The organism is Streptococcus sp. 20925_1_22, from assembly GCF_041431685.1.
Classification (GTDB): domain Bacteria; phylum Bacillota; class Bacilli; order Lactobacillales; family Streptococcaceae; genus Streptococcus.
The window spans coordinates 60,627-85,615 of the sequence record NZ_JAPVYE010000006.1; the positions used below are offsets into that span (position 1 = coordinate 60,627).

A 24,989-nucleotide genomic window follows, 5' to 3' on the forward strand; every position below is an offset into this window, starting at 1 on the left:
TATTTAAAATCAGCTGAGTTTTATCGGCTGATTTTTTAGGTTCATTCAGATTTTTGGGACAAAATTTGTTATAATGAGAGGCATAGGAAAGAAGGGGTGTTCGTGAAAAAAAATTTACCAGGAGTTCTCTTATCATTTGGCATAGCAGCTGTTTCTATCTTTTTAGGCGGTCTGTTTCCCTTGATAGGCTCTAGCGTATTGGCTATTGTTTTTGGGATTGTGTTAAACAACAGCATAAAGCTACCTGCTGCTTTTAAGGAAGGACTCAGCTATTCGGGGAAGAAATTGCTGCAGTATTCCATCATCTTTTTGGGATTTTCCATGTCCATTGGTCAGGTTTCTGAGACAGGGATTTCTTCTCTTCGTATCAGTCTTATCACCATTCTGATAGCCTTTCTAGCGGCCTATCTTGCTGGGTGTTTCTTTAAGATGAACCGCGTCTTGACTATTTTAATCGGTTTTGGAACAGCTATCTGCGGCGGCTCTGCCATTGCGGCTGCTTCACCAATCTTGGACGCTGATGAAGAGGACATTGCCTTGTCCATCTCCACTATTTTCTTTTTCAATATCTTAGCAGTATTCATTTTCCCCTTTTTAGGGCATTTGCTGCAGATGTCGGATGCATTTTTCGGGACTTGGGCTGGAACAGCTATCAATGATACTTCGTCAGTAGTGGCAGCAGGCTATACATATAGCTCGTCAGCTGGGGACTTGGCGACCATTGTTAAGCTTAGTCGAGCCCTGATGATTGTACCAGCCTGCTTGATCTTCGTAGCTTATCGCTATATCAAGTCTAAGCAGTCAGCACAAAAGACAAACTTGAAACAGATTTTTCCTTGGTTTATAGCTTGGTTTGTCCTTGCTTCACTTGTCAGCAGCCTTGGATTTTTGCCGGCTGCTATCATCCCCTATACAAAATTCATTTCTCAGTGGCTGATGGCTATGGCCTTGGCAGCTATTGGCGCCAAGGTTTCCTTTAAGCAGTTTAAGCAAGCAGGAGCAGCGCCTTTGCTGACTGGTGCCTTCGCTTGGTTTTGCGTCGCTGTTTCTAGCTTGATTATCCAGTATTTTTTCTAAAAAGGAGGGACTATGCCCTATCAAAGACGGACGTTTGAGTCTCGGATTGATTATAGTTTAATTTTGCCCGTTTTGATGCTACTTTCAATCGGAGTTGTAGCTATTTACATTGCTGTTAGTCATGATTATCCTGACAATGCCTGGCCAATGGTTGGTCAGCAGATCGCCTGGATTGCGGTGGGCTTCCTGCTCAGCTTTATCCTCATGTTTTTTAACACCAAGTTTCTCTGGAAAATCACCCCTTATCTCTATGTTTTTGGTCTTGGCCTCATGGTCTTGCCTCTGATTTTTTACAGCCAATCTCTGGTAGCCTCCACTGGTGCCAAAAACTGGATTGCTATTCGTGGTGTGACCCTCTTTCAGCCCTCGGAGTTCATGAAGATTTCATATATTCTCATGCTGTCGCGGCTGGTGGTTCATTTTCTCCAGCAGCACAAGCAGGATGAGCGAACCCTGACTTTAGACTTTTTTCTGATTCTGAAGCTTGGGCTCTACACAGTGCCTGTTCTGGTTCTGTTAACCCTTCAAAGTGATTTGGGAACAGCTCTAGTTTTTGTTGCTATATACGGCGGCATCATTCTACTGTCAGGTGTTTCTTGGAAGATTATTCTGCCGGTCTTTCTGACGGGAGTCCTGCTGTTGGGAGGATTTCTCTTTATCTTTATTTCCGATGGCGGCCGTGCTTTTCTGCATAATCTAGGCATGCCAACCTACCAGATCAATCGGATTTTGGCTTGGCTTCATCCTTTTGACTACGCTCAGACGACTACCTTCCAGCAAGCACAGGGACAAATCGCTGTCGGAAGCGGCGGTTTGACTGGTCAAGGCTTTAATGTTTCTAATCTCTTGGTTCCTGTTCGGGAAAGCGATATGATTTTCACTGTCATTGCGGAAGATTTTGGCTTTCTGGGCTCGACCTTGGTTATCATGCTCTATTTACTGTTGATTTATCGCATGCTCAAGATTACGATTAAATCCAACAACCAGTTTTATACCTATATCTCAACTGGCTTTATCATGATGCTGCTCTTCCATATCTTTGAAAATATTGGAGCGGTGACAGGGATTTTACCTCTGACAGGGATTCCGCTGCCCTTTATTTCACAGGGTGGCTCTTCTATCATCAGTAATCTTATCGGTGTTGGTCTCCTGCTGTCCGTCTCCTATCAGAACAGCCTGACGGATGAAAAGAAGGAGCGAATTCCAACTGTCCGTAAAAAAGTCGTACTGAAGAAATTAAAATAAAAATAAAGCAAGTTTTTGACTCACAAATCCGATGCGATTTTGTGACTGGCTCATCTCAGAAAGGATAGTTTCATGAAAAAAGCAGCTTTACTCTTAGCTCCCGGCTTTGAAGAAATCGAGGCCTTGACAGTTGTGGATGTCTTGCGCCGTTCAGGTCTTGTCTGTCATATGATTGGTTTTGATGAATCAGTGACTGGCTCTCACGCCATCACTGTTCAGGCGGATCAGGTCTGGAAAGGCCGACTGGATGACTACGATATGGTCATCTTGCCAGGGGGAATGCCAGGATCGGCCAATCTTCGTGATGATGATAGCCTGATGCAACTTTTGCAGGATTTTCAGAAGGAGGATAAATTCATCGCTGCCATTTGTGCCGCTCCCATTGCTCTTGACCGCGCAGGTATCTTGACTGGTAAGTATTTCACTTGCTATGATGGTGCTCGAGACAATATTAAAAATGGAACTTACCGGAAAGAAACAGTTCTTGTTGATGGGAAGTTGATTACTAGTCGTGGTCCATCAACTGCCTTGGCTTTTGCCTATGAGCTGGTTCGTCAGCTGGGCGGAGACGCTGACCAGTTGGCTGATGCTATGCTTTATACAGATGTATTTGGAAATTAAAAATAGGCTGGGATTCATAATGTTTCCCAGCTTTTTTGAACCCTTATGACTCTTTGTCGTCCTCTATATGGAACGAGTTTAGAGCTGTTGAAAAGGACGAAACCAGCAGCCATTTTTTAATTTTGGATTCTTCGAAATATTTTGTTTAGAAAATGGGTTGAAAAAAGTCGGAAAAGTGCTGGATTCGGGCAAATATTAGCCCCTTTTTCATGAAAATTATGGTATAATGAAAGGTATGAATTATCAAGATTACATCTGGGATTTAGGTGGAACACTCTTGGATAATTATGAAACTTCGACTGCAGCTTTTGTTCAGACTTTGAAAGAATACGGTCTGCAAGCTGGTCACGATGAAGTTTATAAGGCCCTCAAGGTGTCTACAGACTATGCTGTCCAGCAGTTTGCTTCCCAAGAAAAAGACTTTTTAAAGTTTTATAAGGCCAATGAAGCAGAAGAGTTGACTCATCCTGTCTTATTTGACGGCGCGGCAGACTTGCTTAGGCGGATTGTGGCCAAGGGTGGTCGGAACTTTCTGGTCTCCCACCGGGACAATCAAGTGCTGGAAATCTTGGAGAAAACTGCCATTGCATCAGCATTTACAGAAGTGGTGACATCGGCGAATGGCTTTCCAAGGAAACCTTCACCAGACTCCATGATCTATCTAAAAGACAAGTATCAGATTTCCTCTGGCTTGGTCATTGGTGACCGTCCTCTGGATATTGAAGCAGGTCAGGCAGCTGGCTTTGATACCTATCTCTTTGATAATATGCAGCATCTTGAAGAATTTATAGATATTGATTAGAAAAGGAACACTATGACAGAAGAAAAGCAGCAAGATATACAGGCCCAGGAATATGATGCCAGTCAGATTCAGGTCTTAGAAGGCTTAGAAGCCGTTCGTATGCGTCCGGGGATGTATATCGGTTCGACCTCCAAGGAAGGTCTTCACCATTTAGTATGGGAAATTGTTGACAACTCGATTGATGAAGCGCTGGCTGGTTTTGCCAGTCACATTCAAGTCTTTATCGAAAAAGACAATTCCATCACAGTAGTGGATAACGGTCGGGGAATTCCGGTTGATATTCAGGAGAAAACAGGCCGTCCGGCCGTGGAAACCGTCTTTACTGTGCTCCATGCCGGAGGAAAATTCGGCGGTGGCGGATACAAGGTATCAGGAGGTCTGCACGGTGTGGGTTCTTCCGTTGTAAATGCCCTGTCCACTCAGCTGGATGTCCGCGTTTATAAGAACGGTCAAATTCATTACCAAGAATACCGTCGCGGTCATGTAGTCGCTGATCTAGAAATCATCGGTGAGACAGACCGTACAGGTACGACAGTTCACTTTACACCAGATCCAGAGATTTTCACTGAAACAGTAGAATTTGACTTTGAAAAGCTCAATAAGCGGGTGCAAGAATTAGCCTTCCTCAACCGTGGTCTCAGAATTTCCATCACTGATAAGCGAGATGGAATGGAGCAGTCCAAGGATTACCACTATGAGGGTGGGATTGCCAGCTATGTCCAATACATCAATGAAAACAAGGATGTAATCTTTGAAACGCCGATTTATACCGATGGTGAAATGGACGACATTACGGTTGAAGTCGCTATGCAGTATACGACTGGCTACCATGAAACGGTCATGAGCTTTGCCAATAACATCCATACCCACGAGGGTGGAACGCATGAGCAAGGCTTCCGGACTGCCCTGACACGGGTTATCAATGACTATGCCAAGAAAAATAAGCTTCTCAAAGAAAACGAGGACAATCTGACTGGGGAAGATGTTCGTGAGGGCTTGACAGCGGTCATCTCTGTCAAGCACCCTAACCCTCAGTTTGAAGGTCAAACCAAGACCAAGCTGGGCAATAGCGAAGTGGTCAAGATTACCAATCGACTTTTTAGCGAAGCTTTCTCAGATTTCTTTTTGGAAAATCCTGCGGTGGCTCGGAAAATCGTTGAAAAGGGAATTTTGGCTTCTAAGGCTAGAATTGCTGCCAAGCGAGCTCGGGAAGTAACCCGCAAGAAGTCTGGCTTGGAAATTTCCAATCTGCCAGGAAAATTGGCTGACTGTTCGTCCAACGATCCACAGGAAACGGAACTCTTCATCGTGGAGGGGGATTCAGCGGGTGGTTCAGCTAAGTCCGGTCGTAACCGTGAATTTCAGGCCATTCTGCCAATTCGTGGTAAGATTCTCAACGTTGAAAAAGCCAGCATGGACAAGATATTGGCCAATGAAGAAATCCGCAGTCTCTTTACTGCTATGGGAACTGGTTTTGGAGCTGACTTTGATGTCAGCAAGGCCCGCTACCAAAAATTAGTCATCATGACCGATGCCGATGTAGACGGTGCTCACATTCGGACCCTGCTATTGACTTTGATTTACCGCTATATGAAGCCGGTTCTGGAAGCTGGATTTGTCTATATCGCTCAGCCGCCAATCTACGGTGTCAAAGTTGGAAGTGATGTTAAAGAATACATCCAGCCAGGTGCTAATCAGGAAGAAGAGCTTCAGGCTGCTTTGGCTCGTTACAGTGAAGGTCGCTCCAAGCCAACCATTCAACGCTACAAGGGGCTCGGAGAGATGGATGACCATCAGCTGTGGGAGACAACTATGAATCCTGAACATCGCTTGATGGCTCGGGTTTCAGTGGATGATGCAGCGGAAGCTGACAAGATTTTTGACATGCTGATGGGTGACCGAGTTGAACCTCGTCGTGAATTTATCGAAGAAAATGCTGTATACAGTACGCTCGACGTCTAAAAAAATCAGAAAAATCAACCATTATGGGCAAAAATATGATATAATCATTATGTTTGCTTTATAGTAACAATGTGAAGGAGTTCTATATGTCTATTGGACTAGTTATTCTCGTTGCTGTGGTAGCTCTGCTTTTGGTTGTCGGCTATGGTACTGCAGTTCTGATGAGAAAGAGAAATGAAGCTTTACTTCAAAATTTGGAGGAGAGAAAAGAAGCACTCTATAATCTCCCGGTAAATGATGAAGTTGAAGAAGTAAAAAATATGCATTTGATTGGGCAGAGTCAGGTAGCCTTCCGTGAATGGAATCAAAAATGGGTAGACCTGTCCTTAAATTCATTTGCTGATATCGAAAACAATCTATTTGAAGCAGAAGGTTACAATAATTCTTTCCGTTTCATAAAAGCCAAGCATGCTATCGGTAATATTGAGAGTCAGATTGATTTGATTGACGAAGATATCAAGATGATTCGTGCTGCCTTGGAAGATCTTAAAGAGCAAGAGTCTAAGAACAGCGGCCGTGTGCTCCATGCCTTGGATTTGTTTGAAAAACTGCAAACTCAGGTGGCGGAGAATGCGGACTCGTATGGACAAGCCTTAGCTGAGATTGAAAAACAGCTGGAAAATATCCAGTCAGAGTTTTCTCAGTTTGTGACCCTTAATTCTTCAGGTGACCCGGTTGAGGCGGCTGAAATCTTGGATAAGGCAGAGGATCATATTCTTGCTCTGACACATATCGTTGAGAAAGTTCCTGCCATTGTCGAAGAGTTGACTGTGAAATTGCCAGATCAGTTGGAAGACTTAGAATCTGGTCATCGTAAGCTCTTGGAATCTGGTTATCACTTTATCGAAACAGATATAGAGTCTCGCTTCCAGCAGCTTCATGCAAGTCTCAAACGCAACGAAGACAATATTTCAGCCCTGGAGCTGGATAATGCTGAGTATGAAAATGAGCAGGCGCAAGAAGAGATTAACGCTCTCTATGAAATTTTTACGCGGGAAATTGAAGCCCATAAAGTAGTGGAGAAGCTGATTAAAAACTTGCCTAGCTATCTGGCTCATACAAAGGAAAACAACCAGCAACTCCAAAAAGAGATAGAACGTTTATCTCAAACCTTCCTTCTCTCTGATACGGAAACTTCTCATGTCAAGGAGTTGCAGGCTGAGCTTTCTGCCCAAGAAGATGTGGTGCTTAGCGCGGTAGAAGATTCTTCTGAAACCAAGCAAGCTTATTCTGTGGTTCAGGAAGAGTTGGAAGCTATCCAAGAGCGTTTGAAAGAAATCGAAGATGAGCAGATTTCTCTTGGTGAGGCACTGGCAGAGATTGAAAAAGATGATGCCAACGCTCGCCAGAAAGTCAATATCTATGCTAACAAATTGCATACCATTAAGAGATATATGGAAAAACGCAATTTGCCAGGTATTCCAGATTCTTTCTTAGAAATTTTCTTCTCAACCAGCAACAATATTGAAGAGTTGGTGAAGGAGTTGGAAGCTACACGAGTCAATATCGAATCGGTTAACCGTTGGCTGGAAATTCTAGGGAATGATATGGAGCAATTGGAAGAAGAAACCTATCGTATCGTCCAAGATGCTACCTTGACTGAGCAGTTGCTGCAGTATTCAAACCGCTATCGTTCCTTTGATGATAACGTACAAGCAGCTTTCAACAAGTCCTTATATGTCTTTGAACATGACTACGACTATGCTCAATCCTTGGAAATCATTTCAAAAGCTTTGGATCTTGTCGAGCCAGGTGTGACAGAGCGTTTTGTCACATCCTACGAAAAAACACGCGAGAATATTCGTTTTTAAAAGAAGTTCCTTCGGGAACTTTTTTCTTTTACAAAGAGAACGCTAGAGAACAATCAGTAACAAGGATTCTGAGACTTCAATTTTTCCCAGCTTGTTTTGAAATAGAATTTCCTGTATAATACAAAAAAATAGAAAGAATGAGGTCGGATGATGAAAACAGTCAAAGGCTTGTTGGTCATGGATGTAGATAGCACCTTAATCATGGAAGAAGGGATTGACCTGCTAGGTGAGGAGGCAGGTGTAGGAGCTCAGGTTGCGGATATTACCGAGCGTGCCATGCGAGGAGAGTTGGACTTTGAAGCTGCCTTACGTGAGCGGGTTGCCCTTTTAAAATGCCTGCCAGAGGATATTTTTGCTCAAATTGCTGAAAAGATTCACTTCACTCCGGGAGCCAAGGACTTGGTCAAGGAGCTGCATAAACGTGGTTATAAAGTAGGCTTGGTGTCAGGTGGTTTTCATGAGACGGTGGACAGACTGGCTGAGCAGCTTGGAATTGACTACGTCAAGGCCAATCGTTTGGAAATCCAGCAGGGCTTTTTAACAGGCCAAGTCTTAGGAGAGATTGTCACTAAGGATACAAAGCTTGCCATGTTAAAAGCATGGGCAGCTGAAAATAAGTTGGAATTAAATCAAACAATTGCTATGGGGGATGGTGCCAATGATCTGCCTATGATTCAGGCAGCTGGGATGGGAATTGCCTTTATGGCCAAGCCGATCGTGCGAGAACAGGCACCTTATCAGATTCAGGAATGCAATCTCTATCGGGTCATTGATCTTTTAGACAATAGAAAAGAATAGGAGAGAGGCATGCATATTCTAATTGCGCCGGATTCTTTCAAGGAAAGTTTGTCAGCTGCTCAGGTTGCTCAAGCTCTTCAGACAGGCTTTTCTCAGGCCTTGCCAGATGCCAGCTTTGACTTGCTGCCGGTCGGTGACGGCGGAGAGGGGACAATGGCTGCGCTGACAGCAGCCTTGGGCTGGGCTGAATTTTACCACACTGTAACCGGACCCTTTGGCCAGCCAGTAAAAATGCCCTACGCCAGAAATGGTCAGCAAGCGCTTTTTGAAATGGCTGATTTGGTTGGACTCGCATCTATTCCGCAGGAAAAACGAAATCCCTTGGCCATAGAGACCAAAGGGTTGGGAGAATTGATTTTGCACCTGGCTGAAGACGGTGTCAGAAAGATTTTAGTTGGTGTTGGGGGCTCAGCTAGCAATGACGGTGGAATTGGGCTGGCAGCGGGCCTTGGCTATGAATTTTTCGATGCGGATAATCATAGACTGCGCCCCATTGGCTCGTCTTTGGGAAAAGTCGCTCGAATTTCAGCTGAGCAGGTTCCTGCTTTCTTGAAGGAAGTTGAGATTGAGATTTTGACGGATGTAGACAATCCTCTCTGCGGAGAGCGAGGTGCGACAACTGTTTTCGGAGGACAGAAAGGTCTAGCTCCCCTACTCTTTTCTCAAGTAGACCAAGCCATGGCAAGCTTCTATCAGTTGGTCGCTCCTCAGGTGATTGATATGGAGGGAGCCGGAGCCGGAGGCGGAATGGCAGCAGGACTGCTTGCTTTTGCCGGAGGAAAAATCGTTTCGGGTATTGAAACCTGTCTAGATTTACTGGATTTTGATGAAAGAGTTAAAGAAGCGGACTTGGTCGTAGTTGGCGAAGGGCGGATGGATCGTCAGTCCTTGGCGGGCAAGGCACCGATCGGGGTCGCAAGACGAACACCAGAAGGCATCCCTGTACTGGCGATTTGCGGTAGCCTGGCTGATGATTTACCGGATTTCCCAGTTGAGAATATCCAGGCAGCTTTTCCGATTATTGCGCGAGCGGATAGGTTGGATAGGATTCTAGAGCAAGCGGAGCAAAATTTGATTCGCACAGCAAGAAATATTGGCAATGTACTAAAAATGAAAAAAAGCGGTTAGTCCGCTTTTTTTAGTAGATATTCAATTTCTTTTACAATCATGCCCTTTTCAAAGAAGAAGATGTCACAAGAAAGGTCACCAACGTCATTTTCTAGAAGGGTCACAATCCGATTCTGGTCGGGACTAAGCTGATAATGAGTGCAAGAAAATTGGACGGGGTTGTTATGGTAGACTTTTTGAATTTTAGTCAGGTAGTCCGCTTTGCCTTTGATGATTTCGATTGTGTCACCCTCTAATTCCCAACTAACATGATCAGAAAGAAAGGTCTGATAGGTGTGCCAATCGCGCTGATTTTCAGCTTCAAAAAAGGCAAAAAGTTTTTCTAAATTTGTCATCTTACCCAAACCATTTTTTCCACAGGGAGCGCTTTTCTTTTACTTGTTTTTCTGCTGGCTGAAGGAGGCTAGCAAACTGTTGGCTCATGTCCTTGTCATCTACTTGGACAAGATGGTCGCTATGGACAATCAGTCCAAAAGGAGAAGACTGGTAATCGCTAGAGACGATAGTGGCTTCGCAGCCTAGCTCCTTAGAGGCTTTTAGATAAAAGATTTGATTGCTAGACTCGACTTCTGGGGAAATTTTGACAATTACTGGTTGGCAGTTTTTGATAATGCTGCTGAGCATTTCCTTGAAATGACTGCGAATGAGAGAGCTGTTAGCTTGCTCAATAGAGCAGGAAGCCAGCACTCGCTCCTCAAAAGTACCTAAAAATCTACGCTGTTCATCAGGGTTGAGCTTGACTCCGCCCTGAGTTTTTTCCATGATTACTTTATTAATATCAGTCATAATAAAATTGTATCATAAAAGGAGAAATTCTAAAAGGTCGAATCTTCTTTCTGATTCGCTGGAAAAACATTTATATAATAAATTTGGAATCGCTTTCTTGTGCAAAAATTCTCAAATTTGCTTAGATTCTCTATTTTTCCTTGAAAAAAAAGCGTTTTTGAGGTATCATAGACTAGTAAATAATTTTAAATAATAAGGAGAGTAAGAAATGTCAATTATTACTGATGTTTACGCTCGCGAAGTCCTAGACTCACGCGGTAACCCAACACTTGAAGTAGAAGTTTATACTGAATCAGGTGCTTTCGGACGTGGTATGGTTCCTTCAGGAGCTTCTACAGGTGAGCACGAAGCAGTTGAACTTCGTGATGGCGACAAATCTCGTTACGGTGGTCTTGGTACACAAAAAGCAGTTGATAATGTAAACAATGTTATCGCTGAAGCTATTATCGGTTACGATGTTCGTGACCAACAAGCCATCGACCGTGCAATGATCGCTTTGGACGGTACTCCTAACAAAGGTAAATTGGGTGCGAACGCAATCCTTGGTGTGTCTATCGCTGTAGCTCGTGCTGCTGCTGACTACCTTGAAGTGCCACTTTACAGTTACCTTGGCGGTTTCAACACTAAAGTTCTTCCAACTCCAATGATGAACATCATCAACGGTGGATCTCACTCAGATGCTCCAATCGCATTCCAAGAGTTCATGATCTTGCCAGTTGGTGCTCCAACATTCAAAGAAGCTCTTCGTTACGGTGCTGAAATCTTCCACGCTCTTAAGAAAATCCTTAAATCTCGCGGTTTGGAAACTGCCGTTGGTGACGAAGGTGGATTCGCTCCTCGCTTTGAAGGAACTGAAGATGGTGTAGAAACTATCATCGCTGCTATCGAAGCTGCTGGTTATGTTCCAGGTAAAGATGTATTTATCGGATTTGACTGTGCATCATCAGAATTCTACGATAAAGAACGTAAAGTATACGACTACACTAAATTTGAAGGTGAAGGCGCTGCTGTTCGTACATCTGCAGAACAAATCGACTACCTTGAAGAGTTGGTTAACAAATACCCAATCATCACTATCGAAGATGGTATGGATGAAAATGACTGGGATGGTTGGAAAGCTCTTACTGAACGTCTTGGTAAGAAAGTACAACTTGTTGGTGACGACTTCTTCGTAACAAACACTGACTACCTTGCACGTGGTATCAAAGAAGGTGCTGCTAACTCAATCCTTATCAAAGTTAACCAAATCGGTACTCTTACTGAAACTTTTGAAGCGATTGAAATGGCTAAAGAAGCTGGTTACACTGCAGTTGTATCACACCGTTCAGGTGAAACTGAAGATTCAACAATCGCTGACATCGCAGTTGCAACTAACGCAGGTCAAATCAAGACTGGTTCACTTTCACGTACAGACCGTATTGCTAAATACAACCAATTGCTTCGTATCGAAGATCAACTTGGTGAAGTTGCTCAATACAAAGGTCTTCAAGCTTTCTATAACTTGAAAAAATAATCTAACAAGATATAAGAGGAGCTAGGACTAAGTCCTAGCTTTTTTGGGGTAGAAAGATGAAACAATGGATATTTTTTGATTTAGGGTCAACCCTAATTGATGAAAGGGAGACCTATCATCTTTTCCGAGAACATTGCATAGAAGTTCTGTGTGAGGCTGGGCATACTTTATCTCTTGAGGAATTTAAGGCTAAAATGATAGCTTTTGCTAAGGAAAATAAAGATCCTGTTAAGGAGACATGGACTTTCTTTGCACCGAGTGCTCTTTCACGTCCCAAATGGGATCATACAACAGATATTCTCTTTCAAGATGTAGCAACTGTTTTGGGAGAATTGAGCAAATCTTATCGCCTCGGCATCATTGCCAATCAGCAAGAAAATCTAGCAGAGCGTTTAGAACGATTTGAACTAGGCTCTTATTTTGGAGTAGTAGTAGGTTCTGCTGATGTTGGATTCAGTAAACCTGATCTAGCTATTTTTGAATACGCTTTGGAAAAAGCAGGTATTTCTCCACAGGAAGCTATTTACGTTGGAGATCGTATTGACAATGATATGATTCCTGCTAAAAAGCTAGGAATGACAACAATCTGGATTCGACAAGGTTTAGGAAAATATAATCAAGAAATTCCTGCGTTCCCTTGTGACTACATGGTTGAAAAAGTGAGTGATTTACTGAAGATTTTATAGCTTTCTTGTATCAAAATCAGTCTTTTATGGTATACTAGCAAAGTGGAAGGAGGAGTACAATGGAAGAATTATTAAATCAGGTCTTACTATCACAGGATAGGGAAGTTTTCAATCAGATATTTGACGATTACTATCCCATTGATATTGCTCTTTCTTTGGAAGCCTTGGAGGATGAGGAAGGGAATCTCCTCAAAACCTTTACGGAAATGGCTAGTGATGATCAATTGGTAGAGATTTTAAAAGAAGCCGAACCAGACTTGCAAAGGCAGATTATCCAATCGATTTCTTTCAAACGTACCAGCACTCTTTTTCATCTTATGCCAGATGATGATGTGGTAGATATTTTGGGTTACTTGAGTGTGGACTTGCGTAAGCAATACCTAAGTATGATGAAAAATACCAGTCAAGAGAATTTGAAAGCTATGTTGGCTTACGATCCTCAGACAGCTGGTGGTCTGATGACGACAGAATTCATCACCTTAAATGAAAATCTGACCGTCTCAGCAACTCTCAATAAATTGAGGGAGATTTCGCCCAATACGGAAGTTATTGATACCTTATTTATTAGAAATGTGCATCATTCGCTAGTTGGCTGGATTGATATCCGTGATTTGTTTATTCATGATGCGGAGATGAAACTCAGTGAATTTATGAATACTCAGATAGTGAGTGTAACGCCAGAGGTTGACCAAGAGGAAGTGGCACAGCTTTCTGCCAAATATAATTTATCTGTCGTACCGGTCGTCAATCATCGGCAGGTATTGCTAGGAATCATCACAATTGACGATATCGTCGATGTTTTGCAGGAAGAGTATCAAGAAGATATCTTGCGGATGGGTGGTGTCCAAGAAAGCGAAGAAATTGGAGGACCTTTTAAAGAATCACTCAAGAAACGCTTACCTTGGTTGATGATTAACCTAGTAACAGCCTTTCTAGCTTCTGCAACAGTAGCACTTTTTGATGATACGATTTCAAAAGTTGTAGCATTAGCAGCGATTAGTCCTATTATCACAGGAATGGGCGGAAATTCTGCCTCTCAGACACTTGCTTTAGTTATCCAGGGAATTGCCTTGGGGAAACTGGATCTGAAAGAAGATCGGAATTTAGTATTCAAAGAAATCGTGTTAGCTTTGGTTAATGGTTTCTTTACAGGCTTGATTGCAGCGATTGTCATGTTTGTCTTCTATCAAAATTTCTATCTGTCTGTGATTGTTGTATTGGCTATGATGATCAATCTAGCATGTGGTGCTCTATTTGGTTACTTTGTACCGCTGATTATCAAGACACTGAATCAGGATCCAGCTCTAGCTTCGACCATTTTCATTACCACGGCAACAGATGTGTTAGGTTATCTAGCTTTTCTAGGCTTAGCACAAATTTTCTTACCATTGATTGTATAAAAAATGATACACAAAAAACGCTTGATTTTTCAAGCGTTTTTGTTTTCTTAGTTGTCAAACAAACCTTTAACTTTATCAATAGCACCGCTGGCCATTTCATTTCCAGCTACTAATTTTTGGGCTTGTTCTAGGTATTCTCCGAGTTTGTCTTTGTTTTCTTCGATAAACTTTTTAGCGCCCTCAAAGTCTTTCTTTTCAATCATTTCTTTTACTTGGTTAAATAAATCTACTGGATTCATAGTTGTTGCTCCTTAGTAATTTTTTATATTATTTAATCAAATTTCTAGTAGAAAGACAAGAAATCTGCTTATTTAAAAGTCACGCAAACAGCTTCAGGAACATAGAAATCGCTGGAGATTTCTGTTAATTTTCCACTCTCTGCATCGCGTTTGAAAATGGTTGCATTGTCAGAGTCTTGATGGACAGCGATGATATGGTTTTGATCCGGTGTGATGTTGAAATCTCGTGGATTTTGACCATTGGTAGGCGCAATATGGATTAACTCCAAACTGCCGTCAGCTAAGATTTTATAAACGGCAAGAGAGTCATGGCCGCGGTTGGAACCGTAGAGGAACTTGCCATCAGCAGACAGACGGATAGCAGCAGTTCCATTGGCTCCTTCAAAGTCCTCTGGCAAGGTGGAGACGGTTTGCAGGTGTTCAAAATGGCCGACTCCATCGTAAATTAGGACTTCAATAGTAGAATTAAGCTCACAGATTAAATAGGCGATTTTATAATGATGGTGGAAAACGATATGGCGGGCACCAGCTCCAGCGGCACACTTGTAGGTGTTCAGAGGAGCAATCTTTCCGTCTTCAGAAACATCATATGTGGTGACTTCATCAGTTCCCAAGTCGCAGGAGATCAGGTATTGATCTGGTGTAAGGTCAGCATAGTGGACATGAGCAGAGGCCTGATTAGCGTGTGGTCCTTGACCTTGATGGCTAGCTGAGTCAGCCAGTTCCAGTCTGCCATCAGCCAGTCGTCTGTAGACCAAGACTTGTCCCTTATGATAATTGGCACCGTAAACCAAGTCACGTTCTTCGTCAACTGCCACATAGCAAAGCGGAGCCCCTTCTTCAACGACATGGTTGAGGAGCTGACCTGCCTGGTCAAAGGCTGCAATCCCCCCCTGTCCGTCCTTTGCTCCAACAGAATAGAGATGCCCAGCCTTGTCAAAGGCTAGGTAGGTTGGACTGGGCTCTTCAGCAACCAAGGTTAAGTTTTCTAAAGTTCCTTTGTTAGAATTAAAATCTGCCTTGTAAATTCCCTTGGAATCTCTGCGAGTATAGGTTCCAAAGTAAACTGTTTGTGTCATGACATTACCTCGTGTATATTTAAATTGCTTGCTACTATTATATCATAAAAGCAGATAATAGGCCTGAGAGCGAAGGATATGCTTGATTTTCAAAAGAATAGTATTGATTCGAAAAAACAGATAAAAAACAGATAGTGGGTAGGAAGGGGATAGATGGCTTTGTTAGAATAGAATTGTTCAAAAAAACAATTACTGTCAGGAAACAACAAAGTTCCTGCTTGCTAAACAAAGGAGAAATCAAATGAACGTTAAAAAAATTGCTATGCTCGTTGCTCTTATCGGAATGTCAGGATTCTTTTTAGCCGCATGCGGAAATAAAGAAGCAGATAACTCAGAAATTAAGGATGGGAAACAAGTAGACTTCCAGAAGGATGCTGTTGATAAGAAGACCAAGACAGTAGATGGCAAAGAAGTGACAGAATACACAATGCCTGATGGGAACGTTATCCAAATCCCAGCAGATGGTGAGGAAATTCCAGAAGATGGATCAGGATCTAGCTCAGAAGCTGAATAAAGATTAAAACATGTAGGTTGGAGGCAATATGTTTCGAAGAAAAAAAATGAATCGTAAGACCATTCTATTGGGCAGCACGGTCATTCTTGCTTGTGCTGGACTGGGAGGCTATCTGTATTTTAGACAGATCAATCAACAACAGGCCATGAAAATGGTAGATAAGACGATTGATTCGCTGACGGTCCAAGAAGCTGTCAATAACAGTAAAAAAACAAGCCTGGTTTTATCTGGGGAAGTAGTTGCCAACAATAGCAGTAAGGTCAAGATTGACCCTTCTAAGGGGGAAGTCAAGGAAGTATTTGTCAAAAATGGTGATACAGTTACACAAGGACAGCCGCTCTTTTCCTATGCGACAGAGCAACAATTGACAGCCCAGTCGGCTCAATATGATGCCCAGTCCAAAGCTAATGGCATTACAGCTGCTCAAAACAGCGCTGCGATTAAATGGGAAACCTATAATCGCAAGTTGGCCAGTCTCAATGCTCTCAAGGACAAATATAATTCCAGTCAGGATGAGTCATTGCTGGAGCAGATTAAGTCTGCTGAAGACGAGCTGGCTCAGGCGCTGAGCGATGCCAAGACTGCGGATAATGAAGTAACGACAGCTCAGATTGAGGCTGAAAAGGCTCAGGTAACAGCCCAGACAGAATCAGACCGGATGAAGTATGATACTGTGACTGCAGATACAGCAGGAACAATTACCTCTATGAATGAAGATTTGCCCAATCAGTCCAAGGCCAAAAAGGAAGAAGAAAACTTTATTGAGATTATGGACAAGTCTAAAACTCTGGTCAAAGGGACTGTCAGTGAATTTGACCGTGAGAAGCTGAGTGTTGGCCAGAAAGTGGAAGTGGTGGATCGCAAGGATCCTAAGAAACGCTGGAGTGGTACGGTAACTCAGGTCGGCAGTCTGACTGCAGAAAATACTTCCAATAATAATGGTGGGAATAAGCAACAGGAAAATCCCAACCAAGGTAAGTATCCTTATACAGTTGAGCTGGATCAGGGTGGTGAAATGCCGCTGGTGGGCTCCCATTCCTATGTTAATATCGTGGAGAATGCTCCTGAGGCAGGAAAGGTAGTTGTCAATAAGGCTTATACTTTCAGTAAAAATGGCAAGACCTATGTCTGGAAGGTAGAGGGCAAGACTCTGAAAATGCAGGAAGTCAAGACCAAGAAAGTTTCTGACCGTTTAGTAGAGATTACAGAAGGTCTGACTATGCAGGATACCATTTCAACACCGAGAGCAGGTATGGAAGAAGGGATGGAGGTAGGACAGCATGTTAAAGCTTAAGGATATCCACAAATCTTATCAGCAGGGCAGTCAGGAATTTCCGATTTTAAAAGGAATTGATCTGCATGTGAAAGAGGGGGATTTTCTGGCTATCATGGGACCGTCTGGATCTGGTAAGTCCACACTGATGAACATTATCGGCTGTCTGGATAAGGCAAGTTCTGGGACTTATCATATTGAAGGGACCGATGTGTCTGAACTGTCCGACAATCAGCTGTCCGATTTGCGTAATCAGAAGATTGGCTTTGTTTTTCAAAATTTTAACCTCATGCCCAAGCTGACGGCCTGTCAAAATGTGGAACTGCCTCTGACTTACATGAAAATTCCTAAAAAAGAGAGACGGGAGCGGGCTCTGGAAATGCTGCGATTAGTTGGCCTGGAAGAAAGAAGTGATTTCAAGCCTATGGAGCTGTCCGGTGGTCAAAAGCAGCGGGTAGCCATTGCGCGAGCCTTGGTAACCAATCCCAGCTTCATCCTTGGTGACGAACCAACGGGGGCTCTGGATACCAAGACCAGTGTGCAGATTATGGACCTATTTAAGCAGTTTAATGATGAGGGAAAGACCATTGTCATCATTACCCATGAGCCGGAAGTAGCCCAACTCTGCAAGCAGACGGTTATCCTGCGGGATGGTAATATAGAGAGCAAAGCGATAGGATAGAAAGGAAGCTGTATGGAAGATATTTTTGTAGCTCTGAATTCAATCTTGTCGCATAAAATGCGCTCTATGCTGACCATGTTGGGGATTATCATCGGGATAGGCGCTATCATCGCTATCTTTTCTATCATTGAGGGAAATACGGAGAATACCAAGCGTCAGCTCATTGGCGGAAACAATAACACAATCAAGGTTGTCTATGACAAGAAAAGCGCCATCGATCCAACCATTCCAGAGAAATCTCAAGCTCAGAAGCCTTCTTATATTCCCTTTATGGGAGAGGATGTGTTGAGCAAGATTAAGGAGATCTCCGGGGTCAAGAATGCTCTGCTGACCTATGGTACAGATGAGAAGATTTACTACCTGAGCCAAAAGTCATCTGGGAAGATTCAGGCTGTTTCGCAGACAGCCGCTGACATCAAGCAGCAACGTCTGCTAGAAGGTGAAGGATTTGACTCAGAAGCTTTTAAAAATCAAGAGCAGGTGACCTATCTGGAAAAGTCCCTTTATGACAGTCTTTTTCCAAAGGGTGATGGTATCGGCAAATATGTTGAAGTCTTGGGCAATCCCTTTAAGGTCATTGGCGTGTTTGAGTCGACTGAGCAGAGTGGCTTAACAGCTGGTGCGGAAAAGGTGGCCTATATTCCCCTGCAGCAGTGGCATCGGATTTTTGATACCATTAATGTCAGTCCTGAAGTGACTGTCCAAACCCACAAGGCTGATGATTTGAAGAAGATAGCCAAGAAGGTCAGTGATTATCTCAATCAGCAAATGCCACCGTCGGACTATATGTTTGGTGTGCTCAACCTACAGGAATTTGAACGGCAGCTGGACAATCTCAACAAGTCTAACTTCGTCTTGCTAGCAGGTATTGCCAGTATCTCCCTCCTAGTCGGAGGTATCGGTGTTATGAATATCATGCTGGTTTCAGTGACAGAGCGGACTCGTGAAATCGGGATTAAAAAGGCTTTGGGAGCTAGGCGGAAGATCATTCTCAAGCAGTTCCTGATTGAGGCAGTTATCCTGACTCTGATGGGAGGAATTATTGGCGTGGTGGCTGGTATCGCCTCTGGCTTTGCAATCACCCAGTCTCTGGCCTATCCGTATATTTTATCCCTCTTTTCTGTCTTTGTAAGTTTGCTCTTTTGTTGTATAATAGGAGTAGTATTTGGGCTCCTGCCAGCTGTGAAAGCATCTAAGCTGGATCCGATCGAAGCCCTGCGATTTGAATAGGTAAAGGAGAAAAATCTAAGTATGCACAAGATTCTAGTGGTGGAAGATGATACGACGATTAATCAAGTTATTTGCGAGTTTTTAAAGGAAAGTCAGTATGAGGTGAGGCCAGTATTTGACGGAGGCGAGGCCTTACAGGCTTTTGAAGAAGAGCCCTTCGATCTGGTCATCTTAGATATGATGCTACCGACCAAGAGCGGTCTGGAAGTGTTGAAGGAAATCCGCAAGACTTCTCAGATTCCGGTCATGATTCTGACAGCTCTGGATGACGAGTATACCCAGCTGGTCAGCTTTAATCACCTCATCAGTGATTATGTCACCAAGCCTTTTTCACCGCTAATCTTGGTCAAACGGATTGAGAATATTTTGCGCAGAAATACAGTTGCTTCAGAGATTGCTGTTGGAGATTTGACGGTTTCTATTGATGACTGCACGGTTTACTGGCAGGGTGAGAAGATGCCTCTGACCAAGAAAGAATATGAAATCTTGCAGACTCTGGCTAAGAGGAAGGGGCATTTGGTGACCCGAGATCAGCTGATGAATACCATTTGGGGTTACAGTGAGCTGGATAGTCGGGTACTGGATAATCATATAAAGAATATCCGCAAAAAGATTCCGGGTGTGCCGCTGAAAACTATTACAGGTATGGGCTATCAGCTTGGAGGAGAAGACAAGTGAAAATTGTCAAAAAGAACTTTCTCTTGACCTCGTCTATCATTTTCGTGGTGGTGACTATCGTTCTAGCCAGTCTTTACTTTGCCATGCCGGTGTATTATCAGCAGGTTAAGAGTGGAGAAGCTAAGAGAGAATTTGACCAAGTTTCCAAGCAGGTTAAGGGAAAGTCCAGTCAGCAAATCGGCGAGCTGTTGAGTGATTATAGTAAAAAGAGCAATCTGATTTGGTTTACCTTGCTGGCGAAAGATAATACTATTCTCTATCCCTCACTCGAAGCTGGCGATGAAAGTTCTCTGCAGCTAACTATCGTTCCAACGATTGCCAACAGCGACTATGAGAGCAAGAGTTTATCAGAAAGTTTTCGAACTTCTGATGGTAAAGAAGTTGTCCTGAGAGGGGAATATTCCTTACAGCCGGTTTCTGATGCAAGTCGGATTTTGCTCAATCTCTATCCATTTGTCTTGATCGTATCTCTGAGTCTGGGTGGTCTGGCTGCCTATCTCTATAGCCGGACTTCTAGTCAGCGGATTAAAGCCATCTCTAAAAGCACCCGTCAAATGACGAGTCTGGCTCCAGATGTGACCTGTCAGGTCAAGGGGCGCGATGAGATTGCCGAACTGGCCCAAGACATCAATCATCTCTATGCCAATCTACTGACCAGTATTGAGGCTCTGCGCCTAGAAAATGAAAAGGTTGCAGAAAGCGAGCGGGAAAAGGCTGAGTTCTTACGGATGACATCGCATGAGCTCAAGACACCCATTACCAGCATGATGGGGATGGTTGATGGCATGATCTATGGAGTAGGAGAGTTCAAGGATCGAGACAAGTACTTGCAGAAGTGCCGAGAAATCCTAGAGGAGCAGTCTGAGTTAGTCCAGTCTATCTTAGCCATTTCTAAACTGGAGATGAAGACTGAAACCGAACAGGAAGTCTTTTCACTCAAGCAGGTCTTGGAGGAAAATCTGAGCACCTATCGAGTTTTAGCAGATGTCAGACACTACCATTTTCAGGTCGAGCTGGCAGAAGCGAAGGTCAAGGGGAACCGCACCTATCTGCTCAAGGCTATCAAAAATTTGCTGGACAATGCCTTTCATTATACAGTAGAAGGTGGACAGATTCTACTTAGGCTGGAAGAGCGTAAGCTAGTCATCGAAAATGAGGCGGAACGAGTTTTGAACAAAGACCAAATTCAGCAGATTTTTCAGCCTTTCTATCGGCCAGACTACAGTCGCAATCGCAAGGATGGCGGAACTGGTCTGGGACTCTTTATCGTTCAGCAGATTTTGGATAAGCATGGTCTGCGATATCAGTTTGAAGCCGTTGATGGGCGGAAGATGCGCTTTAGCATTTCTCTGTCAGCTGTCGAGAAATAGCCTTGCATTCTAGCTGGTCCTGTAGGAGCAGAAGAGAGAAGTCAGAAGCTGTATTTTGCGAAAAATACAAGTTTTCTGGCTCCTCTCTTTTTTTGCTTTTCCCTATAGCTGAGCAGAGAATTTTTCTCTGAAAAATGTTACAATGAAATGACAAGTTAAAGGAGGAGAATATGGAGCACAAAGAAAAAGATTTTAGCCTATCTTGGTTTTTTAAATGGTTTTTAGATAACAAGGCCATTACAGTATTTTTAGTAACCCTTTTGATGGGACTGAATATTTTTATACTTAGTAAAATCAGTTTTATTTTTAGTCCAGTCATTGAATTTTTGGGAGTAATCATGCTGCCGGTTATTTTAGCTGGCCTGCTTTATTATCTGCTAAATCCGATTGTCGACTGGATGGAAAAGCATAAGATTAATCGACTGGTTGCTATTACCATTGTCTTTGTTTTAATTGCTTTTTTGATTATCTGGGGCTTGGCTGTTGCTATTCCTAGCTTGCAGCATCAGGTCATGGCTTTTGTCAGAAATGTTCCAGCTTATCTGAAGCAGGCTGACAAGTTCATCGATGATGTCGTGACCAAGTATATTTCGGCAGATTTCAAGCCGCAGATTGAGGAATACACTAGCAATCTGTCTAGTCAGATTACCGATTGGGCCAGCAATTTTTCATCGCGGGCAGTTAATTGGGCAGGGAACTTGATTAGTACAACTTCGCAGATTATCGTGGCTATTATCATCATGCCATTTATCCTTTTTTACCTGCTGAGAGATGGGAAAAATCTGAAAGGCTATGTGACCCAGTTTCTGCCAACTAAATTCCGCGAATCCTTTGGTCAAGTGATGACGGATATCAACAGCCAGTTGGCTAATTATGTGCGAGGTCAGGTGACGGTTGCTATCATTGTAGCTCTGATGTTTATTGTTTTCTTCAAGATTATTGGTCTGCGCTATGGTGTCACTCTTGGAGTAATTGCCGGCGTTCTCAATCTGGTACCTTATCTGGGCAGCTTTTTGGCTATGCTTCCAGCTCTGGCAATCGGTTTGATTGCTGGCGGTCCAGTGATGCTGGCTAAAGTCATTGTCGTTTTCATCGTTGAGCAGACAATCGAGGGGCGTTTTGTTTCTCCTTTGGTCTTGGGCAGTCAGCTCAGCATTCATCCAATTACGATTTTATTCGTATTATTGACTTCTGGTACCATGTTTGGCATTTGGGGCGTTTTCCTGGGAATTCCTGCCTATGCTTCGGCCAAGGTAGCTATTGCAGCCATCTTTAAGTGGTATCAGAAAGTAAGTGGCCTCTACGAAGCCGATTTTGAACAAGAAGGAGAAATCAGTGAGCAAGAGTGAGCAAATGTTGGCGGCTTTACAGGAGCAGGACCTAGCTCTGGCTGACCGCTATTTCGAGCAAGCCCTGACTACAGACAGCGAAGAAGAATTATTGGACTTGGCCGATTACTTAGAGAGTATCGGCTTTTTCCCTCAGGCCAAGCGTATTTTTGAAAAATTGGCCCCTGACTATCCAGCTTCTTATATCAGTCTGGCAGCTATTGCCAGCGATGATGGGGACTTGGAGCAGGCTTTTACCTATCTGGAGGAGATTCAGCCAGACAGTGACTGGTATGTGGCTGCTCTCTTGGCTAAGGCTGACCTCTATCAGCTAGAGGGGCTGCCTGATGTAGCACGTGAAAAATTAGCTCAGGCAGCAGAGCTGACTGATGAGCCTTTGGTAACCTTTGGTCTGGCTGAGATAGATTTGGAGCTGGGGGATTTTTCACAGGCGATTAAGGAATACGCCCAGCTGGACAATCGTACAATCTTTGAGCAGACAGGCGTCTCAACTTATCAGCGGATTGGGGTCTGTTATGCCAGCCTTGGAAAATTTGCAGCTGCTATTGAGTTTTTGGAGAAAGCAGTTGAGCTGGAATACGACGATGCTACGGTTTATGAGTTGGCGACTATTTTAGCGGATCAAGAAGAATACCAGAAGGCCAATCTTTATTTTAAGCAATTAGATACTCTTTCGCCGGATTTTGAAGGCTACGAATATGGCTATGCCCTGTCTCTTCATGCGGAGCATCGGACGGCTGAAGCCTTGACTCTTGCCCAGCAGGGCTTGGCTAAGAATCCTTTTGAGACTCGACTCTTGCTTTTAGCCTCACAGCTTTCTTATGAACTTCATGATGAGAAAGCTGCTGAAAATTATCTTTTGCAGGCTCAGGAAGATGCGGATGATTTGGAAGAGATTGCCTTGCGACTGACTACTCTTTACTTGGAGCAGGAACGCTATGAGGATATTTTAGAATTTGCTGAGCAAGAAGTCGATAACGCCTTGACCCGCTGGAATCTGGCGCGTGCTTATCAGGCTTTGGAAAATCTGGAAAAAGCAGAAGAACTCTATAATCAACTGGCTCGCGAATTGCAAGACAATCCAGAGTTTCTGGAGCAGTATGTCTATCTTTTACGAGAACTAGGCCGATTTGAAGAAGCTAAAAGGGCTGCTGCTTCTTACCTGAGATTGATACCTGATGATGGGAGTATGCAGGAGCTTTATGAAAGCTTATAAAAGCACTCGATCAGCCATTTCCCGAGATTTATGGTATAATGATTGGCGTAGAAATTCAGTAAGCCACTGTAATAAAGATGAAAAAAGCTTAGCTGGATGGGCAATAATATTTTTAGGAAGAGAAAGATTAAGGAAAAAGAATGGCAGAACCAATCAAATTATTTCAATATAATACTTTGGGAGCTTTGATGGCTGGTCTTTACGATGGCAGTATGACTGTTGGAGAGCTGCTTCAGTATGGAGATTTGGGCTTGGGAACACTGGACTCTATTGATGGTGAGCTTATTATTCTCGATGGTAAGGCTTACCAAGCAAAGGGCTCTGGAGAAGTGCCGGAAGTGGTTGAGGTGTCACCAGATATGACAGTACCTTACGCGGCAGTTGTTCCCCATCAGGCGGAGGTCATTTTCCGTCAGCGCTTTGAGATGGATGACAAGGAGCTGGAAAAGCGGATTGAGTCTTATTATGATGGCGAAAATCTTTTCCGCTCTATCAAGATTCATGGCGATTTCGCCCGCATGCATGTTCGGATGATTCCCAAGTCTACGACAGAACGGAAGTTTGCGGAAGTAGCGGTTAACCAGCCTGAGTATCGTAAGGAAAATGTCACAGGCACCATCGTTGGTATCTGGACGCCTGAGATTTTCCACGGAGTCAGTTTGGCAGGCTACCATCTGCATTTTGTATCGGATGATCTGACTTTTGGCGGACATGTTATGGACTTTGTCATCAAGGAAGGTGTCATCGAGTTGGGTGCTGTAGACCAGCTGGATCAGCGTTTCCCGGTACAAGATCGCAAGTATCTCTTTGCTAAGTTTAATATGGATGAGATGAAAGAAGATATGGAAAAGTCGGAATAAATAGCAGGGGCTAGCATTGTTTGCTGCCTCTTTTTTTGATATAATTGGAAAAAGAATAGAGGAGAAGTGAAGCTATGATTTGTTTGGTAAACGCCAGCCCAAATAGGAATGGCAATAGTTTTAAGCTGGGGCACTTTTTTCTGCGAGATAGAGATTATGAGGCTCTTCAATTAGTGGATTACCATATTGAGCAATATGGCCAGTCGGCAGAAAACGATCAGTTCTTTCAAGTCTATGAGCAGCTGAGCCAAGCCGATGTTTTGGTATTTACCAGTCCTATTTATTGGTGGTCTTTTTCAGGCTTGCTAAAAACTCTGTTGGACCGAGTGGCTGATGTGCATGAGCCGCAGGAAGCACTTAAGGGCAAAAAGGTATTCTTGCTCTTGCAAGGTTCTCAGCCTAGCAAAGAAATTGAAATGCTGGACTACGTGATGAGCCGCTTTTGCCGGAACTGCGGACTCAAATATGAGGGGCTGGCAGTGACCAATCATAAGCTAAAAGAAATCGAAGGTTGGGAATTAGCAGCCCTGCAGGAAAAATTAGATAAGGTTTTATCAGAAGGTTAAAAGTGAGAAGATTCGTTTGCGGATCTTCTTTATTTTGCTTTAAAAATGGAGCCTTTTTTTTATGTGTCCATTTTTGGACACAATAGCCCTCAACTACAGTCATA

Annotated in this window: 26 protein-coding genes; 22 read left to right on the forward strand and 4 right to left on the reverse strand. The window is 43.4% G+C overall.

Going from position 1 to position 24,989, the window contains the following annotated elements:
* Positions 1 to 96 precede the first annotated feature (96 nt).
* The 8 genes from O3621_RS09535 (at position 97) to O3621_RS09570 (ending at position 9,444) form a co-directional block, all read left to right on the forward strand.
* Positions 97 to 1,077, forward strand: a complete 981-nt coding sequence (locus O3621_RS09535; protein ID WP_314449829.1) for a YeiH family protein — start codon at positions 97 to 99, stop codon at positions 1,075 to 1,077.
* Between the two features lie 12 nt (positions 1,078 to 1,089).
* The gene (locus O3621_RS09540) at positions 1,090 to 2,322 is read left to right on the forward strand and encodes an FtsW/RodA/SpoVE family cell cycle protein (RefSeq protein WP_314449830.1); all 1,233 of its coding nucleotides are present in this window, start codon (positions 1,090 to 1,092) and stop codon (positions 2,320 to 2,322) included.
* Positions 2,323 to 2,394: 72 nt separating this feature from the next.
* Complete coding sequence (locus tag O3621_RS09545; protein WP_314449831.1) at positions 2,395 to 2,943, forward strand: DJ-1 family glyoxalase III; 549 nt, start codon at positions 2,395 to 2,397, stop codon at positions 2,941 to 2,943.
* A 235-nt stretch (positions 2,944 to 3,178) separates the two neighbouring features.
* Entirely contained in the window at positions 3,179 to 3,745 is a 567-nt protein-coding gene (locus O3621_RS09550; protein ID WP_314449832.1) for an HAD-IA family hydrolase, read from the forward strand.
* Between the two features lie 12 nt (positions 3,746 to 3,757).
* Positions 3,758 to 5,707, forward strand: coding sequence for a DNA topoisomerase (ATP-hydrolyzing) subunit B (gene gyrB / locus O3621_RS09555; RefSeq protein WP_371514094.1), 1,950 nt, complete (start codon positions 3,758 to 3,760; stop codon positions 5,705 to 5,707).
* 86 nt (positions 5,708 to 5,793) lie between these two features.
* Positions 5,794 to 7,518: a septation ring formation regulator EzrA gene (gene ezrA, locus O3621_RS09560; protein ID WP_314449833.1), complete on the forward strand. Its 1,725-nt coding sequence runs from the start codon at positions 5,794 to 5,796 to the stop codon at positions 7,516 to 7,518.
* Between the two features lie 150 nt (positions 7,519 to 7,668).
* A complete protein-coding gene (gene serB, locus O3621_RS09565) occupies positions 7,669 to 8,316 on the forward strand; it encodes a phosphoserine phosphatase SerB (protein ID WP_314449834.1) in 648 nt (215 codons plus the stop codon).
* A 9-nt stretch (positions 8,317 to 8,325) separates the two neighbouring features.
* Complete coding sequence (locus O3621_RS09570; protein ID WP_371514095.1) at positions 8,326 to 9,444, forward strand: glycerate kinase; 1,119 nt, start codon at positions 8,326 to 8,328, stop codon at positions 9,442 to 9,444.
* Here O3621_RS09570 and O3621_RS09575 read toward each other — a convergent pair.
* On the reverse strand, positions 9,441 to 9,779 hold the full coding sequence (locus O3621_RS09575) for a nuclear transport factor 2 family protein (RefSeq protein ID WP_311154266.1): 339 nt from the start codon (positions 9,777 to 9,779) through the stop codon (positions 9,441 to 9,443). The genes O3621_RS09570 and O3621_RS09575 overlap by 4 nt on opposite strands.
* A gap of 1 nt (position 9,780) precedes the next feature.
* Complete coding sequence (locus O3621_RS09580; protein ID WP_371514096.1) at positions 9,781 to 10,230, reverse strand: DUF1694 domain-containing protein; 450 nt, start codon at positions 10,228 to 10,230, stop codon at positions 9,781 to 9,783.
* A gap of 208 nt (positions 10,231 to 10,438) precedes the next feature.
* On the opposite strand from O3621_RS09580, the gene eno reads away from it, so the two are divergent.
* The 3 genes from eno to mgtE are packed head-to-tail and all read left to right on the forward strand — an operon-like array spanning position 10,439 to position 13,829.
* Positions 10,439 to 11,743: a surface-displayed alpha-enolase gene (eno, locus tag O3621_RS09585; RefSeq protein WP_002897814.1), complete on the forward strand. Its 1,305-nt coding sequence runs from the start codon at positions 10,439 to 10,441 to the stop codon at positions 11,741 to 11,743.
* Positions 11,744 to 11,799: 56 nt separating this feature from the next.
* Positions 11,800 to 12,429, forward strand: coding sequence for an HAD family hydrolase (locus O3621_RS09590; protein ID WP_371514097.1), 630 nt, complete (start codon positions 11,800 to 11,802; stop codon positions 12,427 to 12,429).
* A 59-nt stretch (positions 12,430 to 12,488) separates the two neighbouring features.
* Complete coding sequence (mgtE, locus tag O3621_RS09595) at positions 12,489 to 13,829, forward strand: magnesium transporter (RefSeq protein WP_371514098.1); 1,341 nt, start codon at positions 12,489 to 12,491, stop codon at positions 13,827 to 13,829.
* Positions 13,830 to 13,876: 47 nt separating this feature from the next.
* Here mgtE and O3621_RS09600 read toward each other — a convergent pair whose 3' ends face one another.
* Positions 13,877 to 14,068: a hypothetical protein gene (locus tag O3621_RS09600; protein ID WP_371514099.1), complete on the reverse strand. Its 192-nt coding sequence runs from the start codon at positions 14,066 to 14,068 to the stop codon at positions 13,877 to 13,879.
* A 68-nt stretch (positions 14,069 to 14,136) separates the two neighbouring features.
* Positions 14,137 to 15,147, reverse strand: a complete 1,011-nt coding sequence (locus O3621_RS09605; RefSeq protein WP_371514100.1) for a lactonase family protein — start codon at positions 15,145 to 15,147, stop codon at positions 14,137 to 14,139.
* A 241-nt stretch (positions 15,148 to 15,388) separates the two neighbouring features.
* On the opposite strand from O3621_RS09605, the gene O3621_RS09610 reads away from it, so the two are divergent.
* From O3621_RS09610 to O3621_RS09660, 11 genes are all read left to right on the forward strand, one after another.
* Positions 15,389 to 15,661 carry a hypothetical protein gene (locus O3621_RS09610; protein ID WP_002895853.1) on the forward strand — a complete coding sequence of 91 codons (273 nt, stop codon included), beginning with the start codon at positions 15,389 to 15,391 and terminating at the stop codon, positions 15,659 to 15,661.
* Between the two features lie 28 nt (positions 15,662 to 15,689).
* The gene (locus O3621_RS09615) at positions 15,690 to 16,955 is read left to right on the forward strand and encodes an efflux RND transporter periplasmic adaptor subunit (protein ID WP_371514101.1); all 1,266 of its coding nucleotides are present in this window, start codon (positions 15,690 to 15,692) and stop codon (positions 16,953 to 16,955) included.
* Positions 16,942 to 17,616: an ABC transporter ATP-binding protein gene (locus O3621_RS09620; RefSeq protein ID WP_002895848.1), complete on the forward strand. Its 675-nt coding sequence runs from the start codon at positions 16,942 to 16,944 to the stop codon at positions 17,614 to 17,616. Before O3621_RS09615 ends, O3621_RS09620 begins: the two co-directional genes overlap by 14 nt.
* 75 nt (positions 17,617 to 17,691) lie before the next feature.
* Positions 17,692 to 18,846: an ABC transporter permease gene (locus O3621_RS09625; RefSeq protein ID WP_371514106.1), complete on the forward strand. Its 1,155-nt coding sequence runs from the start codon at positions 17,692 to 17,694 to the stop codon at positions 18,844 to 18,846.
* Positions 18,847 to 18,867: 21 nt separating this feature from the next.
* Complete coding sequence (locus O3621_RS09630) at positions 18,868 to 19,524, forward strand: response regulator transcription factor (protein WP_002900619.1); 657 nt, start codon at positions 18,868 to 18,870, stop codon at positions 19,522 to 19,524.
* On the forward strand, positions 19,521 to 20,894 hold the full coding sequence (locus O3621_RS09635; protein WP_371514102.1) for a sensor histidine kinase: 1,374 nt from the start codon (positions 19,521 to 19,523) through the stop codon (positions 20,892 to 20,894). The genes O3621_RS09630 and O3621_RS09635 overlap by 4 nt, the downstream gene beginning before the upstream one ends.
* A 170-nt stretch (positions 20,895 to 21,064) precedes the next feature.
* Positions 21,065 to 22,243: an AI-2E family transporter gene (locus O3621_RS09640; RefSeq protein ID WP_002895838.1), complete on the forward strand. Its 1,179-nt coding sequence runs from the start codon at positions 21,065 to 21,067 to the stop codon at positions 22,241 to 22,243.
* A complete protein-coding gene (locus O3621_RS09645; protein ID WP_002925213.1) occupies positions 22,230 to 23,459 on the forward strand; it encodes a tetratricopeptide repeat protein in 1,230 nt (409 codons plus the stop codon). The genes O3621_RS09640 and O3621_RS09645 overlap by 14 nt, the downstream gene beginning before the upstream one ends.
* The gene (locus tag O3621_RS09650; RefSeq protein ID WP_145959617.1) at positions 23,446 to 23,631 is read left to right on the forward strand and encodes a hypothetical protein; all 186 of its coding nucleotides are present in this window, start codon (positions 23,446 to 23,448) and stop codon (positions 23,629 to 23,631) included. Before O3621_RS09645 ends, O3621_RS09650 begins: the two co-directional genes overlap by 14 nt.
* Positions 23,600 to 24,319: an acetolactate decarboxylase gene (gene budA / locus O3621_RS09655; RefSeq protein WP_002925212.1), complete on the forward strand. Its 720-nt coding sequence runs from the start codon at positions 23,600 to 23,602 to the stop codon at positions 24,317 to 24,319. Before O3621_RS09650 ends, budA begins: the two co-directional genes overlap by 32 nt.
* 74 nt (positions 24,320 to 24,393) lie before the next feature.
* A complete protein-coding gene (locus O3621_RS09660) occupies positions 24,394 to 24,885 on the forward strand; it encodes a flavodoxin family protein (protein WP_268697694.1) in 492 nt (163 codons plus the stop codon).
* The last annotated feature ends 104 nt before the right edge of the window (positions 24,886 to 24,989 follow it).